Origin of the sequence: Ktedonobacter robiniae, from assembly GCF_016587375.1 — a bacterium.
In the GTDB taxonomy this organism is placed as follows: Bacteria; Chloroflexota; Ktedonobacteria; order Ktedonobacterales; family Ktedonobacteraceae; genus Ktedonobacter; species Ktedonobacter robiniae.
In genome coordinates this window covers 1,393,461-1,409,550 of record NZ_BNJG01000003.1, presented here as the reverse complement: position 1 = coordinate 1,409,550, position 16,090 = coordinate 1,393,461, and the positions used below count along the sequence as shown (strand labels likewise).

The window sequence follows — 16,090 nt, the reverse complement described above, 5'->3', positions numbered from 1 at the left end:
TTTTTCGTTGTAAATCTTCAAACATACTTTGCCAATATAGACTGTGTATTGAAGACATTTAACTTCTCAAAGAGAGAGCGAAATTGTTGCTCAAGTGCTTTCCTGATAGGCTGCTTTTCTTCTTTAGAGAGGTGCCACATTTGCTCCTTAAAAGGTCCAAAGGCCTTTTTACGTGTCTTATAGATGAACTGCTGCTTGTTCCATCCCTCTTCCCACTCCCCCTGGCATTTATGCTCAGCCCACTGATACATGCGTGTGCGCAATTCCTCTGGCAAGCTGGCGTAGAGCGTATTCTGAAAGCCAGTCGCCAGGTGAATCTCAAGCGTTTGATGCCTGGGAAACTGGTCAAAGAGTTCATCAGGAAGTGTTGACGCACCGTGTTGTACTACTCCACCGATGTGATATTTCTCACGCGCGACCTGCCCAGTCCGTTCGAGAACTGAGAAGTCGAGTTTCACTTCGGCCATCCTCCCATCAGGCAGAGGTACGCCGCCATGACTGGTCCCCGTTTGGACGCTAATCTTACTGATACCAGGAAGTTGTGTTCCTATGGCTTGAGTATAGCCATGCATAAAAGCATCTAAATCCTCTGGTGTGCTATTTTTCCCTCCAATATGACCTATCTCTGCGCCAACTGAGACTGTCTCCTGTATGTGCAGTGAGCGAATATATGCGGTTAAGGCTGCTGTGACACGATAGTTCTCTTTCTGCTGCTCTTCTAGCTGCATCTTGCTGAGGTCAACTAGCGTCGAGGCATCAATATCGATGTTTCTAAAGCCTGCCTCAAGCTCTTCTTGAATAAGTGCTTTCACGGCCTGTAGCTCTCTTAGAGCATCCTTTTTGTAGTGACTGGCGTTCAATTGGACATGATCGCCTTGTAAGAAAACCGGCCCTCTGTATCCTTCCTTTATCGCTGCCGCCAGGATCACACTCGCATATTCGTCCGGGCGCTGACCGGTATAACCAATTTCAGAACGGGCGATCTCAAAGATCAGTGGACCAATAGCGTGCGACATCATAGGTCATGGCGCGAAGGTTGATTGCGGGAACCGTAGCGCTTGTGAGAACCTCTCCACTACCAATCGCTAGGTAGTAGGAGTGAAGAGAGGCGGAATAAATGCCCTGGTTTTCCGCGATCTGTCGAACGGCTGCACGCGCCCTGGTTTTGAGATCTGAATCGCTCGCAAAGACGGCTGTGAAGATGAGATCATCTATGCCTGTGTTTCGCAGAGCCTGCTCATCTGTAACATGCAAAGTATTGGCGCGACTATACGTAAACCGCGAGAGAGCGGCTTGTAATTCCTCAATTGATTGGTACATCCTCTATTCCTCCTCATTTTGAACAATTGCTTGAGCATAGGAGCAATGCTCCTATGCTTGAAGCTGTGTACCATATGTGTCAGAAATCGAAGGAGAAAGATCAGTCTATACTGGTTTGCCTCCTTTTTTACAACCAGTAGTATAGGACGTGCCTCGCGACGTGTCATGGCCTAAAATGTGTATCTCCTATGATTAAAAAGATGTAACCCTGTTTCTCTCATCTTCCTCCATACCAACATCCAGCACCATTTACAATGAAGCTTCGCGTACTACTTACTTTAGGTCAATAATTAATTTGATCAAAGAGCAGATTACACCTCATATGTTACTTATTTTTGGCCATGACAACGACAAGCGAGGAACCTATACTAGCGGTCAAAGATCAGTGCTCCTTAGGTAAGAGAGAGAAGGACAGTTTTCATAACTGTATTAGTTTAGAAGCTATCCTTACGACTCTCTTCTTTTATCAGGACATGATCAAACCTGACATGTTTTCTTCGCTGTGACACTACCAGTCAATTTTGAGGCGAGGAACACTATTACACTTATTCTTCTATAAAGGGATACATGGTATGGCAACAATGGGAACGACACGAACACGAGAACGGTTTAGCTTGAGCGAAATGTTCGCAGCTCTGGGGCTTGCGCTAGGGCCTGTCGTCGCACTCGGCTTTTCTCGCTTTGCCTATTCTCTCTTGCTCCCGCCCATGCGCGAACAACTGCACTGGAATTTTGCCCAGGCAGGTGGGCTCAATACCTCAAACGCGATAGGCTATATTATCGGAACCTTAATCACTGCCTGGGTTGCACAACGCCTTGGGAACCGCCTGACTTTCCTAGGAAGTATGGCCATCAGCGCTCTTATCCTCCTTCTGAGTGGTGCGACAAGCACGTACACAATGTTGCTCGTGTTGCGTTTCATTGGAGGCATAAGCACAGCGATCACTTTTGTACTTGGTTCCGCCCTAGCGGCTCGCATACGCCCAACATTGATGCCAGTCTATTTTACTGGCCCAGGACTTGGGATTATCATTTCTGGCATCGTCGTGCCTACCGCACTCACCAGTGGTTCGGGTGGATGGCGTCTTGGTTGGATCATTTTGGGGGTTGCCGCGCTAGTTGCTCTAATCCCCACCTGGCTCGCCTATAGAACCCTTCCAAAGCAAAACACGCAGGGGAGCGCCATGTTAAGGCTAGGCGATTTCCGTAAGCTGAGTCCGACCTTCTTTGGATACCTGCTCTTTGGTGCTGGGTACGTGACGTACATGACATTTGTAATTGCTTTGCTGCATGCACAGGGTGCCACCCCCTGGATGTCTGCTCTCTTCTTTATCATTCTGGGAATTGCTTCTGCCCTATCAACTCTGGGATGGGGACCAATCCTTGCCCGGTGTAAAGGCGGTTGGGGGCCTGCAATCGTGTCTGCAATCGTCCTCACCGGGACACTTCCGGTGCTTCTCTATCCTGGCTTCCCTTCAGCATTAGTCTCAGCTATCATCTTTGGTGGCAGTTTCATGGCTGGACCAACCGCCGTTACAGGGTTGTGCCGTCGCCATCTTCATTCCAGTTTCTGGACGGCTGGGATTGCGATTATGACAGCCGGTTTTGCCGTCGGTCAAGCAATAGGTCCTGTCCTCTCAGGATGGCTCTCTGATTACACAGGAAATATCTCTGCTGGCGTCTGGCTAGCACCCATCCTGTTATTACTGGCTCTCGTGATCGCGGTATTTCAGCAAGAACATCGTCTTTTGGAGGAACATAAGCATGACAATAATACAGGTCATAAAGACCATAGTACGACCCGTTCATCTTAAGTGATACTGGCTGCTCTACTTGTCTCCAAGAGATGCTTTCAGGCCAAAACGCGCCAGCATTTTCTTTAAATTGAGTGGTTCGGCGTGTATATTATTCAGCGAGAGCATTCCCGCTCTGCAAAGGTCCTGTAGAAGCAAGTTTGCTGTATGCAAGAGAAGCGGCGCACCTAGCAATCAAATGGTGCGTCCGCTCCTTCCTTCTCTCGTCTTTGCGATGTCTCGGTATGATTGTATCCTCATGTAGCAGGTCCGGAACATCCTTACTCTTTTTTTACCTTGCTAGAAGCGGGGCGTTCTGGTATACTTAGCTTATTGGATGACGTTTTTGCTAGACTGAAAGGAGGTGCCATTTATGAGCCATCTGAGCCGTTCCTTTAGGCTTTCAATGGGGCTCTGCACCTCAGGTGTCAGGAATATTTGCTGCTGATAGGCAAGCGTTACATCCTCTCTTCCGGTGCATTGCCTCCTCTTGTTCCCCCATCTTTAGATATTGGGATGTTGGATATTGCTTGCAGGGCTATGTATGCCTTGCGTATGTTCCCATTTCATTCAAACAATGCAAGGAAGAAAAATAACCATGAGCAAACAGGCTTTTAAACCCATTTTACTCGATCTCCTACGCCAGGCACAGGCTGAGCAGAATGCCTTTTTTCAGGGACTGCCTTCCGCCGAGCTGGCTGCTATTGGCGAGCCTGACCGCTGGTCTGCTAAAGACCATGTGGCTCATCTGTCATTCTGGCGCCAGCGACTCGTGCTCAAGTTGCAGGCCCAGTTACGCCAGGAGCCACAGCCGGAGGAGATTGGGCATTTTGAGCAGATTAATCCCGTCGTCTTCGAGAAGAACCGCTATCACTCCTGGTCAGATATTCTCGCTGAATCCGACCAGGTATACGCCGATCTCATCGCTTTGACCGAGCAGTTCTCAGAAGAGGATTTGACGGCCTTCAAGCGCTTCGACTGGGTGCAAGAAGGTATGCCACTCTACCTCTCCTTTATGGGAAATTGTTACGAGCATACCCAGATTCACCTGGGATATTATCTCCTCGACCGGCACGATGTTGCAGGCGCGCTACACACATATGAGGCCTGGGCAGGCAGGGTCGTAGAGGGCGAGGTACCCGACACCTTGAAGGGCTATATGCTCTATAACCTGGCCTGCTTCTACGCTACACATGACCAGCTAGAGAAAGCCAAACCTACGCTGCAACAGGCCTTCGAACTCTATCCTGAAAGCAGAGAATTTGCTCCCACTGACCCCGACCTGGTCGAGCTACACTAATAGGCGCTCGCTTTGTTGGACGAGGGGAACGAGGTCGCAGGCACGAGCCTCGTGGAGAGCCTGGTGCAAGTGTTCGCGGGCATCAGGCTGCTCCAGGAGGAGTTCAGCGTGGGCGTGGGCCAGGTGAGCACGCACACGGGTCTCGGCTTCGAGACCTTCGAGGGCGAGGGCGCGCTTCAGGTTATGCAGGGCGTGTGTGAGCAAGCGACGGCGAATGGTGGGTAGGGTCTCCATACCCAGGGCTTCTGCGATGCGGTAATTTCCCAGGCTGACAAGGGCACGCCCCAGGCTGGGGTTGTTGCGGATAACACGGGCAGTTCTGACGGCTTGTACGATGCAGTTCGCAGCCTCCGCAAGTTTGTCCTCTTCAAGGAGGACGGCGGCCAGGCGGCTATTCCATTGGCTGATATAGACCTTGTCTTTATGGCTATGAGCATAGGCCAGGCTGCGGCGATACCAGTTCTCGGCCTCGTCCAGCTCGTTTTTCATAGCATACAATTCGCCATAGTTGCTACATATGACGCCGATAAGGGGATCGTCATCGACGCTCTGGGCCAGGTTGAGAGAGTGGCGTAGCCTGGCCTGGGCATCCTCAAAGTCGCCCTTCTTGATCTGCACATAGCTCAGGTCGCAGCAAACGTGCGCGATCAAGCGCTTATGCTCGGCTTGCTCAAAGATGATGAGGGCGGTCTCCAGGTGCTCCAGGGCGTCTTCGGCGTGTCCCTCGGCGTCGGAGAGTGATCCTAGGAGGCGGTGGGTATTCCCCAGGTCGACGGGATCACCAGCCAGGGCACGCTCCAGGCGCGTGGCCTGAATAATGGGACCCACCAGGTGCATGGTCTGCTGACTATCGAAGAAGTCCAGCGATTCGCGCGCGGCCTGGCGACCCTCGCGATAGCGTCCCTCCATGCGATAGATGCTACCTTGCTGGTAACGCAGGCGCGCCCAGGCGGGTCCACTGGTAATGCCAGCCTCCCTCAAGACACGCTCGCCACGCTCACAGCAGGTGCGAGCCATACTGGTATCGCTGGCATTACGCCAGCAGCGACCAACCTCGCCCCAGAGCAGGGCCTGTTTCTGGGCCTCGAAGGGCGCCAGGGGCTGCTCTGAGTCGCGCATTTGTAAGACACGCTCATAGAGCGCGCGAGCCTCACTGAAGTGCCCGCGAATCATGGTACACTCCGCCAGGCGCTCAAGGAGGCTAAGGCGCAGGTTATGCTGCTCCTCTGCTTCAGGTATAACAGCCGAGTTGTCACGTCTGACGAAGGGACGCTCCGGCGCATCGAGTTGCTCCAGGGCTAGCCTATAGTGGCGCTCGGCCTCGGCATAGGCTGGCAGGGCATAGGCATGCTCGGCGGCAAGTTGCGCGTAGTAGACAATACGTTCCGCTGGTGCGCCTGCGGCGACAAGGTGGCGCACAATGGTCGCGGCAGCCTCTTCTTCATGCCCCTCATACATCTCCTGCAAGACGTTGGCGGCCCGCTGGTGCAGGCGGGCGCGACGAGCGGCGGAGACATGATCATACAGATGATTGACCAGCAGGGGATGCCAGAAGTGATAGATAGCGCGTACCCCCACACGCTCCTCGCTCAATACGCCAGATTCCAGGGCCTCTTCCAGATACTCGATCACGGTATCCTCATTGACCGGGCTAGAGGAGGCAGATTCCATGGCATAGAGTGTAGTAAACTCGAACGATCCTCCCAGCACGGCAGCGCTCCCCAACAACTGTCGGCAGGCGTGACTTAATGTGCGAACACGATGCTCAAGCGCCGCGGTGATGGACGAGGGCAGGGTAGGAGGCGTCGAGTGCGCCAGCTCTTCCGCGAAATAGGGGTTGCCTGCGGCCTGCGATTGAATGCGCTGGACCATGTCTTCCGGCAGGTGCGACACCAGGCGCGCGATCTCCTCGCTGCTCAACGGCTCGATCTGGAGGGTACGCACCGAGTGCTCACGCTGCATATGGTTGATCAGGTTGCGCAAAGGGTGCGTCTCCGGCAACTCGGTCTCGCGACAGGTGGCAACGAAGAGCAGGGGGCGGCCCGCAGCATGGCGCGCGAGATAGCCCAGCAGATCACCGCTACTAGCATCTGCCCACTGGATATCGTCAAGTACGACGAGCAGGGGCGCGGCCTCGCTGGCGGCAAAGAGGAGATCACGTACGGCCTCGTGCAGGCGTAACTGCTCCTGCTCAGGCGAGAGGAAGGGCATAAGGGTGCCACGCGGATTAGGTACCAGCGAGGCTAGCTCAGGCAGGAGGGTTACCAGCGGCTGGAGTTGCAGCGAAGTGGTAGGTACCGCCTCTGAGGCGAGCGGCGTCTCGCGAGGCGCACGCCGTGGGCGGCCCCGGGTGGAGCGCGAGAAGTTCTTCTGCTCATGGGTCACCACCTGTGTGCGCTCCTGGAGAGCGAGGCGCGAACTTTGCGTACCCGGCGCCGCGAGTGAGGATGAACCCGCTAACTGCGCATGAGTACCAAAGGAGGCGAATATATCCGAGAAGAGCTTGGCCTCGGCGATGGTTTTGCGGAGCGCATCGGTCCAGATGTGGTAAGGAATACCACTCTCTTGATGGTAGACACGGCTCCAGGCGATATTCCAGCCATGCAGGCGCGCCTGGCGCGCCATCTCTTCCGCCAGGCGCGTCTTGCCAATACCTGTCACCCCCATTAAAAAGACACATTGCGGACGACGCTGCGTATCCAGTGGCAGGCCCGTGGCCTGGCGCTGTGAGTGATATGCCTGGCGCCCCTGCTGCTCCACCTCGTCGAGTAAGCCATACAGCGTCTCTAGCTCGCTGGTACGCCCTACGAGGGGACTCTGGCGCGGGCGACCAATCTGGACTGGGAGCCCGCTACTGGCGTACGCGGCTACTGGGGGTGCGGGAGGTGCGGGGGCCGTGGGAGCGGCCTGAGGCTCTTGGGGAGTGGCGTGTGTAGAGGCGAAGACAGGTTGTGGCTCACGTCCATTGCGTACGGCGTCATAGAGTTCGCGAGTTTCGGGTGAGGGCCTGCGCCCCTGTTCCTGGAGCAGCGCCCCCTCCAGGCGCTTATAAGCACGCAGTGCATCACCACGCCAGTTAAGACGCGCCATCAGATAGATCGAGCGCTGCACCGCCTGCTCATTGAGGGAGTCGACCGCCAGCACACGATCCAACATCTTGAGGGCACCCAGCGAATCCTGACGAGCTATGGCGAGATCAGTCAGCTCAAGTAGAAGCGAGAGCCAGGCTCGACGCAGGCGTAGGCGACGTTCTAGCAGCCAGGAGGCCTGGCGTTCCTCAGGTAGGAGGTCGCCGCCGTAGAGCGTGGCGGCCTGTACCAGTAATTGCTCACGCTCTGATCCTGGCTCGCTAGTAACTGAGTTTGTCAGTACGCCTGCTAGTTGCTCAAAGCCATCGGCATCTACCCAGATCTGGGCCTGTCCCGCCAGGATAACCTCGTCTTCGGTGATCCGTACTAGAGGCTGCTGCACATGTGCCTGGCGGGCCGTCGCCTTCCCGCCTTTCATGGAGAGGGGAGTCGCCAGCTCTTGCTCCAGGTGGGCCAGCGTCTTATCCAGCAGCGACCAGGCCTCGACCCCGGCGGTGGGCCAGAGATCGCGCACGATATCCTGTTTACTAGCACAACGTCCGGGCTGGCAGAGCAGGTACCCGAAGAGCGTGCGGAGCGCCCCCTGTCGCCATTCGTTCTCGGTCACGGGAGCCCATTGGCGTTGTGCGCGACGCTCCAGGCGTAGCTGCCCCAGCAAATGGGCACGGAAGAAGGCCGAGCCACTCTCCAGGGCTGCGGCGCTCGTCACGCGTGGCGACAATTTATCCGGTTGCATACCAGCCAGCTCCTCCTGTGTAGCCTTCACCTCGGGGGGAAGCTCCTTGCCGATATATGTACGCGTTGTGTGGCCATTCTCAGTCTTGTAGGCATACCAGTAAGGGCCGTGGCCGATCCCTTCGCGGCAGCGGCTACACGTTGGCTTACCACAGTAGCTCACCTGCTGGTGATAGGTTATTTTCGTACTCAAGGCTCCCTCCTTACCGAATCGCCGCCAGATCTAAGATAAATAGCTCATTGCCGCCAGGCTAGGAGACAAGGAACCATGGGGGATAAGGGCAGTCAAATGTAGTAATATAAAGAAAAGCGTACTATCTTCCATTATAGCGTCTCAAATGCTAAATTTCAGCACTCTACCTGATAAAAATACCACATATTTCCTAATTCTTCTATTTTTTAGCCACCCAAATATAAGACGTACGAAAACTTGTATATTCTAATGTATTCTAAAAGGTGCCAGGAACCGCGTATGCGGTTCCTGGCACCTTTTAGAATACATTAGAATATAGGTTGTACAGTTAATTAAGCTAATGGAACGACTGCAGTCACGTCCATTTCCAGGAGAAAGTCAGGGTTCGCTAGCCCCACAACATAGAGCATTGTGATGACAGGTGGATTGGGGCGAGAACCCCAGAATTGCTGAAAGGCTGCAAATCCTTCACGCAACGATTGACCCTGGATAAGATACAAGTTCCATTTGATAATATGCTCTGGCTCGGCTCCAGCAGCCGCTAAAGCCTCGCGTACATTGACGAGAACCTGTTGAGTCTGCGCTTTGATATCTCCTTTCCCAACAATGTTTCCCTGGGCATCAACCGCATTCTGACCACCAATATAAACGGTTTTCGCCGGGCCGCTAACGCTAATTACCTGTGTGAACGCGGGATTTTTATGTAGATGCTCAGGGTTAAGAAATTCTATAATCCCCTGGTTTGGGTTCGGTTGTGTAGAATGAGACATTTCTTTTCCCCCTTAAATAGAGTTTGCTGGATACTTGTCGTATCTGGCCTGTCAACTTGCTCATACTATACTTCATTAAAAGGACAAGATTGGCCCTCTTTCTTGCCTAACCCTGCAAGCTGCTTGACAGAGCACCAGTCTCCTGGTAGAGTTTTGTGTACAAAAGATCTGACCTTACCCAAAGAAAACCATTTGTGTTGAAAGCAAGCGAAACCATGATTAACGCAACCAAATTACCCGCCTAAGCGATCACGCCAGGCTTACGCGGGGTAATACAGGCTACAAATCCACAATCTTACCTGTTCTGTTATAACAGGTGCATTCTCATAGCTTCCTACCTCTCTTCACATCTTCGCGGCGTGTATCGCTGGACATCTCGCGCTCATGGAGTGATCCTGCGATGGAGTTTAAGCTGCGCATCTCATTCTCCTTTTCGCTGCTTCTCCACTCTTCAAGCGAGTATGTCCCCTTCACCACCACTTATTGGCCTATTCACCACGTTTGTAGGGTCCATGCTGGCATGGACTCCGAGGCCCGCAGGCCGACAGCCGCTGGGCATATCGCTGCGCTCGGAGGCTGAGCAAGCTCTGCCCCTACAGGCTCTCTCCTGGAATGAAGGGTGCTATGATAACAAAGTCTCAGCAAACAGATAAACGGCGCTCAGGTCTAGCTCGGGTAGCCGTGAGTGTTTTCTTCTTCTTGAATGGCATGATGACAGCTACCATGTCAACACGTCTTCCTGAGCTACAAATGAAGCTTGCCCTACCTTCAGGCCAACTAGGGCTGGCCCTACTAGGATGTACTGTCGGTGGACTCCTCGCTATGAATATTGCCAGTCGACTCTCCAGGTACTATGGCAGCAATGTGATTGGCACCGTTGCCGCGCTTGGTATGGGTGTCGCGCTCCCTCTGATGGCTGTAGCACCAACAATGTCGCTACTCTTCCTGGCGCTTGTCTTCTCTGGAGCCAGCAATGGCGCAATGGATGTCACGATGAATATGCAGGGCGCCGATGTCGAGCAGGCATATGGCCGATCTATTCTGAATTCGTTCCATGCGTGCTTTAGCGTGGGAAGCCTGGTTGGTGCCTCACTCGGTAGTATTTTGGCTGCTTTACATGTAAGCCCTGATCTCCATTTTCTCTCCATAGCTATCTGCGCCTGTGCTGGCTTCATAGGGAGTGCGCGTTGGCTTTTGCCATCAAGGTCGATACAAAACGCACGAAAACAACCCACTCAGAAAGCGCTGCCTCTGCATTCCTCACGACCACTCATATTGTTAGGGATAATTGCTTTCTGTGCCTTCCTTAGCGTAGGGGCTATCTTCGATTGGGGCGCTGTGTATCTCTCCAGTACGCTCCATACCGGAGCCGGATTAGCAGCGGCAGGCTTCACCGCCTTTTTACTCTGTATGACTCTTGGGCGCAGCGTTGGCGATAAGCTGGCGATGCGCTTCGGAGCGGCTATGCTTGTGCGTAACTCCTGCTTACTTGCAGCCATCGGGCTTACCCTGGCGCTGGTGTTTACCTGGACGCCCATGGTGCTCTTTGGCCTGAGCCTGGTAGGAATCGGCCTTTCCGTTCCGTTTCCTCTTGTGGTAAGTGCGGCGGGGCGACTCGCTAAGCAGGATACGGGTTCCCCTCTTGCAACGGTCACAACATGGGGATATTTTGGCATGATTGCAGGTCCAACCATGATTGGCTTTATTGCTGATCGAGTGGGACTTCGACTCGCGTTATTCCTGGTGGTCTTTCTATGTGTACTTGCCGCGCTCTGCGCCCCAGCGACGAGTACTGCCGAAAAGATCGAATAGTGCTTGCAAACCTCTCTCCCTACTAGTAGCCGCGTACGCAAGTAGCGGCCCGCTACTTGCGTACGCGGCTACTAGTGGGAAGGCTCGTGCTCGAAGCGCTTGCGCTGGTGGAGGAAGCGTGTGCGAGCGTGAGTGATCTCCTCTGCAAACTGGGGGAGGGCCTGGACTGCCAGGTCGTAGCTCTCAAGGACCAGGGATTGGATGGTAACAAATCCCTGGTGGGGAGCAAGCTGATAAGCCTGTTGGATGCGCTCGCCCAGGTTCTCAGGCTGAATGGACATCTCGGCCAGGGAGTATTTCAACCACTTGTAGCCGGGGTGATAGATCTTGTTGAGACCCATAAGGATGCTGATGACGCTAAAGATGGCTTCATTGAAGGATTGGTAGACGAGCAAGGTATCGCCACGACTGAGGAGTTGATCGATCCACCAGCACCACTCACGCAGATCGCCAGCGATATAGCGCCGCACCATGGCCTCTTGCAAGCCTACAGGATAGGCGACGAGGCGCTCCTGCCAGCCTTAGATGATCTCGTGACCATGTAGAGGAATGCCATGCTGCACGGCTGAGAGCGTGTACTGGCGAAAGGGGGTGGTGTCGTGCTCGACGAGGACGGCCTGCAGCTGGCGCTCAAGGCCCTCAACAGTCATGTTGCGCATATCGATTTTCAGCTCGTTGAGGCCCCACTCCTCCATCCAGACCTCATCCTCGGGATCATAAGGGTCTAGCTCCCAGAAGGTACCACACGCTAGCTCGATGGGTGCCATGCGCTCCTCACCGCGTGGCGGGCGCGACCAGAAGACACCAATCTCAATGTCGGAGAAGCTATCAGCGCTGTTGCGCGAGGTCGAGCCACTTACCATAATGGCGCTGACAGCAGGGTTACGGGCGATAATGGGCGCGATACGCCGGGCAATATCGCAACGCCACTGGCTGGCATAAAGCATACATATCCACCTTTAGAGACTATTGGTGCATACAGCATAGCACAGGCACTCAAGATGGTGGCATATTGGGTGCTCGGAGTGGTGCGCCAGCGCGCATGACGTTTCGTTCAGGAGCATTTATATAGCGCTAGGAACAAGGTTAAGGCCTAGGGCAGGAGAAGGTTGCACCTGGAGCGATTTCATGGAGGTGATCCAATGCGAAATAAGCGAAGAGATGACTTTTATAGCCAGTTCAACAATCAAAGTCTTGAGAATATCGAGAAGAATCATCGAAGCCAGTTTCCACAGCATAGGAATGTCCTTTTGTCACGAGAAAAATGCATCAGTTCAGTTGGATAACACAACAGTGCTTGCTTGAATTTTCATTATAGTAGATATTTGTTAAAGCAACTTTATATAAAGGTTAAAATATGTACATTAGTAATGCTCTAATATTAAATCCGAGAATGAGGATGTTCACCTATTCTCTGGTTAATTGTTAAAACAGCATCATTCCTCCCTTTACAGAGAAAGGCACAAAGCGAGAAAGTCTTTGCCTATTCAGTGAGAGAATCTGTCATCTCTCACAGCGCCTCTACTATCGTTCGAGCCTTCGTCGCCTCTGGCGCTTTCGAAGTATCTGACTCTCTACCCATATATCTTCGACATCTTCGCGAATACGTGCAACCGTCCTACGCATAAGGATGCGCGAAACTGTGAAAAGCGTATCCAATTGGATGCCCACAATTTCTATCACATCCTCTGCTTTCTGGGTCAAGGTAGGCTCAGGCTGCCTGGGAGTCGCCGCATATTCAGTGATGATTGAATTCGTCTCCATTTGCTGCTCTGAAGGCTCCCTTTGCGCTTCCACAGGCTCCTGGTGTGTGTGATTTGATTCTATATTCCCCTCACGAAAGGCTTGAGCGAAATGCTGAGCGCGTAAACGCGTATTTCCCAGAAAGTAGCCCAGGGAATAAGCTATATTGTTCAGGCGCTCGTCCACGTGTTCTGTCTTCTCTGGCTGAGATTGTTTTTCCTCTGGCCCACTCATGAAACTCACCCACTCCTTTCTCTAGCTCTCCAAGCGACAAAAGAGTACTCTACTGGTAGATCTCTATATAAAGAATAGCATGCGAGATAAAATCAATCGCCATAGCCAGCTTAAGCTTTCGTGCCTGCTGCCAGGGTGATTTCCCTACTACAGATCTTCGCGAAACCCTGCTTCACAAAGAGGGAGGTGGCAATTGCTGATTTTCAAGCAGGAGGTTGGCGCGGTGGGCATCGAAGTTGGATAAAGGTTGTGTCACATGGGGCCTTCTCAATGCGTTGTGATGTTGGAGGGTGAGGCCAACTCATGGATTGCCTTAGCGCCCTCTTATCGTCACTCATAGACATAAAAATGCATTGAGAAGGAGGTAGCAACATGCTTCGTATGCTTTCCTGGCACAAGGCCCTCGTTGTGCTTATAGTGAGCATGGCCCTGGCTCTGGGAACCACCCGGGCTGTGCAGGCTCACAGCCTCAGTCCTCATCATCTCCAGGTTTCACCAGCCATCTGCCAGGTAAGTGCACGCGCGCCAGCGCTGGGACAGACTCAGCAGGTCACATCCGCAAGCAGTATCCAATGCGCACGCGCTGTAACCTCGCTCCAGGTCAATTCACGCCTCGAAGTCAACGTAGGCGGCTCCTGGTACAAGCTCAGTGAGAGCAATACCTCGGGTCCCTCGTATGCCAAGAGCCTGAGCGCAGCCGCCTCTGTCGCTTGCTCGCAGGGCCAGACCCTGACCTTTAGAAGCGTGGCCTCCGGCAGCTACCAGGATAGCACCGACTGGCATCAAGTTCCCGAAAACGCCTCCTCCGAGGTCGCCCTCAAGTGCGCGTAAAAGGATGCGCTCACGTACGCGCCTATGCGGGTGAGCATCTCCTCATTTACCAAATGGATGCAATCTTTGCATCTATCACGCAACAACTACGTAGGCGCGTACGTAAGTAGCGCACTGCCCACTCATTGGTTGCAGTGCGCTACTTACGTACGCGCCTATGCGGGCAGACATTTCCTCATTTGCCGAGAAGTACAGAAAAACTACTCTTAAATCATTGCTTGCATACTAAAGCTCATCTATGATAGTATCATCAGCATATGCAATAGTGCTAATTATGAAAAAATAGGAGTTAAGCGTTTATGTGGACTATCTCTGCAACAATACAGACCAGTGCCACGGCTGAACATGTCTGGGCTGCTTATAAAGATGTCGCCAATTGGCCCCGATGGGATAAGGGCCTGGTCCTCTATCGGCCAGATGGCCCCTTCGCCACTGGCACATCTGGCGTCTTGCAGCCCGAGGGAGGGCCAGAGATGCCTTTTTCGCTGCTCCTCGTTGAAGAAGGTTGCCAATTTGTGGATCGCACGCCTGTTGGACCAGACACAGCCATCATCGGTCGCCATGTGCTGACCCCGCTGGCCAATGGCACGCAGATTACGCATATTATTGAGATTGAAGGTCCCGATGCCGAGGGCCTGGCCCAGGCCATGGGCTTCAAGCAAGAAGAACTGCAAGAGACTGTTAACTCACTGGCACGCTACACCGAAGAGAACTAAGGCTAATAGAAACGCCAGGTTGACGGCGCTCCGTCAACCTGGCGTTTCTGTTTGCTATTAGCTAGCAGGATGAGATGAGGGTCCAGACGCCAGCCGCGCCTCCAGGGACATCATTCTCTGTCCACCATTTGGCCTGCCAGAGGGAGCCGTTATAGGTCACGCGATTTCCTCCAACGTAGGCGACATTCAACTGCCACGCGGCAACACCCGCACATGAACCACCGGGCGTGGGAGTTGGGGTCACGGTCTTAGTAGGCGTGGGTGTCGGCGTGGAGCCTGATGTGGGCGAGGGTGTGGGAGTCGGTGGAGGTGGTGTTGCACCCGCAAACTGCACAATAATCTTGGTGAAGTCCCAATCGCTTTGTGGCACGCTGCTACAGGTACCCGAGAGTGAACCATTGTTATCGGGGGGATTGCACTGGCGGTCCCGGTTGACCGACCAGAAGGTGTAACGCGCCAGGTGGTTGCTCTCGGCAAAGTTGAGCACGGTCTGGAAATCCGACTGGTAGAAGTACTCCGCGCTATCGGTCCGACCATTCATCGATGAGATGCCCTCATGTGCGTAGGCAGTCGCGCTACTCCAGCCAAAGGTATTCATCAGAATTGTGTTAAAGCTCTGCAAGGCGCTGATCTGGCTGCTTGCGCCGCTAAAGCCGCCATCGAAGGGCATAATCGCGTAGTTGTTGGGGGTATAGCCCAGCGTCTTCGCGTTGTTGAGCAGTTGCTGACCAAAGTAGCCTGTGCCGCTGGTGGTACCAGGAATGGTAATCGATTCGTAGAGGCCGGGATTATTGGCCTGGAGAATCTGGGCCGCAGCCAGCTCGTTATTGATGGCAGTAGCGTTCTCGTATTCTGGCTCCTCCAGATCAAAGTCGAGGGCGTGGAGACTATACTTGTTAATGATGGCCTGCTCCGCGGCGGCGGTCGCCTGGGGCGTGCCGCAGGTCTGTCCAAGCTTATTGCCATTATAGCCGCCAAAGGAGACCACGACATCCCCGCCAGCCGCGCGAATCGCGTTGATAATGGGAGCTATCTGCGTATCAGAGGAGACATTATCCATCCCGGCATCTGTCTCCCAGGCAGGGGTACAACCACCGTTGGCCACGATAAAGGCCAGGGTAAAGGCCTTGACCCCGCTCGCCGACATCACCGATGTCAGGCTGGGAGGGTTGTTGGCGAGAGGCATGACATAGGGGGCCGCGTTATACCAGTTTGTGTTGAAGGCCGCCCTCGCCGTAGATGGTTTATCGGCGATAGCGATCAGAAGAGAGAAGAGAAACAATCCAACCAGGGAGAGTGCGCCCAGGCGCAACAGCTTCTTTTTCGACATGCGTCACTCCTTGCGTTAGGTATTGCCAGCAATCCTTGCGGGCAAACATTACCGCTGTCAGTCGATCCCAATTGCGCTTTGATCCAGCTATGCAACCCATCACACCTTCCCAACTCACTTACTTACATACATTCGGTAGACAGGTCCACCGTTCACACAAGTTTTAGGGCACAGCCCTCCAGGCTACAAAAAGGCTTTTTTGCAGCCGAAAAATGAGCAAGGTG

12 protein-coding genes and 1 pseudogene are annotated in these 16,090 nt (G+C 53.7%); 5 read left to right on the top strand and 8 right to left on the bottom strand.

Translation table 11 applies throughout. From position 1 onward, the window contains the following. Positions 1-17 precede the first annotated feature (17 nt). Positions 18-1,019: a class II fructose-bisphosphate aldolase gene (locus JMJ04_RS38695; RefSeq protein WP_201375694.1), complete on the bottom strand. Its 1,002-nt coding sequence runs from the start codon at positions 1,017-1,019 to the stop codon at positions 18-20. Further along, positions 985-1,320, bottom strand: coding sequence for a hypothetical protein (locus tag JMJ04_RS38690; RefSeq protein ID WP_201375693.1), 336 nt, complete (start codon positions 1,318-1,320; stop codon positions 985-987). Before JMJ04_RS38690 ends, JMJ04_RS38695 begins: the two co-directional genes overlap by 35 nt. 572 nt (positions 1,321-1,892) lie before the next feature. Here JMJ04_RS38690 and JMJ04_RS38685 point away from each other — a divergent pair. Beyond that, entirely contained in the window at positions 1,893-3,134 is a 1,242-nt protein-coding gene (locus tag JMJ04_RS38685; protein ID WP_201375692.1) for a YbfB/YjiJ family MFS transporter, read from the top strand. 577 nt (positions 3,135-3,711) lie between these two features. Then, positions 3,712-4,413 (top strand): DinB family protein, encoded by a 702-nt coding sequence (locus JMJ04_RS38680; protein ID WP_201375691.1) that lies wholly within the window; start codon positions 3,712-3,714, stop codon positions 4,411-4,413. On the opposite strand, the gene JMJ04_RS38675 is transcribed toward JMJ04_RS38680, so the two are convergent. Together JMJ04_RS38675 and JMJ04_RS38670 are read right to left on the bottom strand one after the other, a co-directional pair. Next, complete coding sequence (locus tag JMJ04_RS38675) at positions 4,405-8,430, bottom strand: DUF6788 family protein (protein ID WP_201375690.1); 4,026 nt, start codon at positions 8,428-8,430, stop codon at positions 4,405-4,407. The genes JMJ04_RS38680 and JMJ04_RS38675 overlap by 9 nt on opposite strands. A 332-nt stretch (positions 8,431-8,762) precedes the next feature. Further along, positions 8,763-9,200, bottom strand: a complete 438-nt coding sequence (locus tag JMJ04_RS38670; protein WP_201375689.1) for a RidA family protein — start codon at positions 9,198-9,200, stop codon at positions 8,763-8,765. A gap of 624 nt (positions 9,201-9,824) precedes the next feature. Here JMJ04_RS38670 and JMJ04_RS38665 point away from each other — a divergent pair. Then, the gene (locus tag JMJ04_RS38665) at positions 9,825-11,012 is read left to right on the top strand and encodes an MFS transporter (RefSeq protein WP_201375688.1); all 1,188 of its coding nucleotides are present in this window, start codon (positions 9,825-9,827) and stop codon (positions 11,010-11,012) included. Positions 11,013-11,083: 71 nt separating this feature from the next. On the opposite strand, the pseudogene JMJ04_RS38660 reads toward JMJ04_RS38665, so the two are convergent. The 3 genes and pseudogenes from JMJ04_RS38660 to JMJ04_RS38650 form a co-directional block, all read right to left on the bottom strand. After that, positions 11,084-11,518, bottom strand: a pseudogene (locus JMJ04_RS38660) (DUF4037 domain-containing protein); the annotation flags it as partial. A 15-nt stretch (positions 11,519-11,533) separates the two neighbouring features. Continuing rightward, entirely contained in the window at positions 11,534-11,959 is a 426-nt protein-coding gene (locus JMJ04_RS38655) for a hypothetical protein (protein ID WP_201375686.1), read from the bottom strand. 577 nt (positions 11,960-12,536) lie between these two features. Continuing rightward, entirely contained in the window at positions 12,537-12,989 is a 453-nt protein-coding gene (locus tag JMJ04_RS38650) for a hypothetical protein (protein ID WP_201375685.1), read from the bottom strand. Positions 12,990-13,361: 372 nt separating this feature from the next. Here JMJ04_RS38650 and JMJ04_RS38645 point away from each other — a divergent pair, with 372 nt between their 5' ends. Both JMJ04_RS38645 and JMJ04_RS38640 read left to right on the top strand, forming a co-directional pair. After that, entirely contained in the window at positions 13,362-13,820 is a 459-nt protein-coding gene (locus JMJ04_RS38645; RefSeq protein WP_201375684.1) for a hypothetical protein, read from the top strand. 299 nt (positions 13,821-14,119) lie between these two features. Then, positions 14,120-14,536 carry an SRPBCC family protein gene (locus tag JMJ04_RS38640; protein ID WP_201375683.1) on the top strand — a complete coding sequence of 139 codons (417 nt, stop codon included), beginning with the start codon at positions 14,120-14,122 and terminating at the stop codon, positions 14,534-14,536. 61 nt (positions 14,537-14,597) lie between these two features. Here the strand turns inward: JMJ04_RS38640 and JMJ04_RS38635 are convergent, their stop codons facing one another. After that, on the bottom strand, positions 14,598-15,866 hold the full coding sequence (locus JMJ04_RS38635; protein WP_201375682.1) for a chitinase: 1,269 nt from the start codon (positions 15,864-15,866) through the stop codon (positions 14,598-14,600). Between the last annotated feature and the right edge of the window lie 224 nt (positions 15,867-16,090).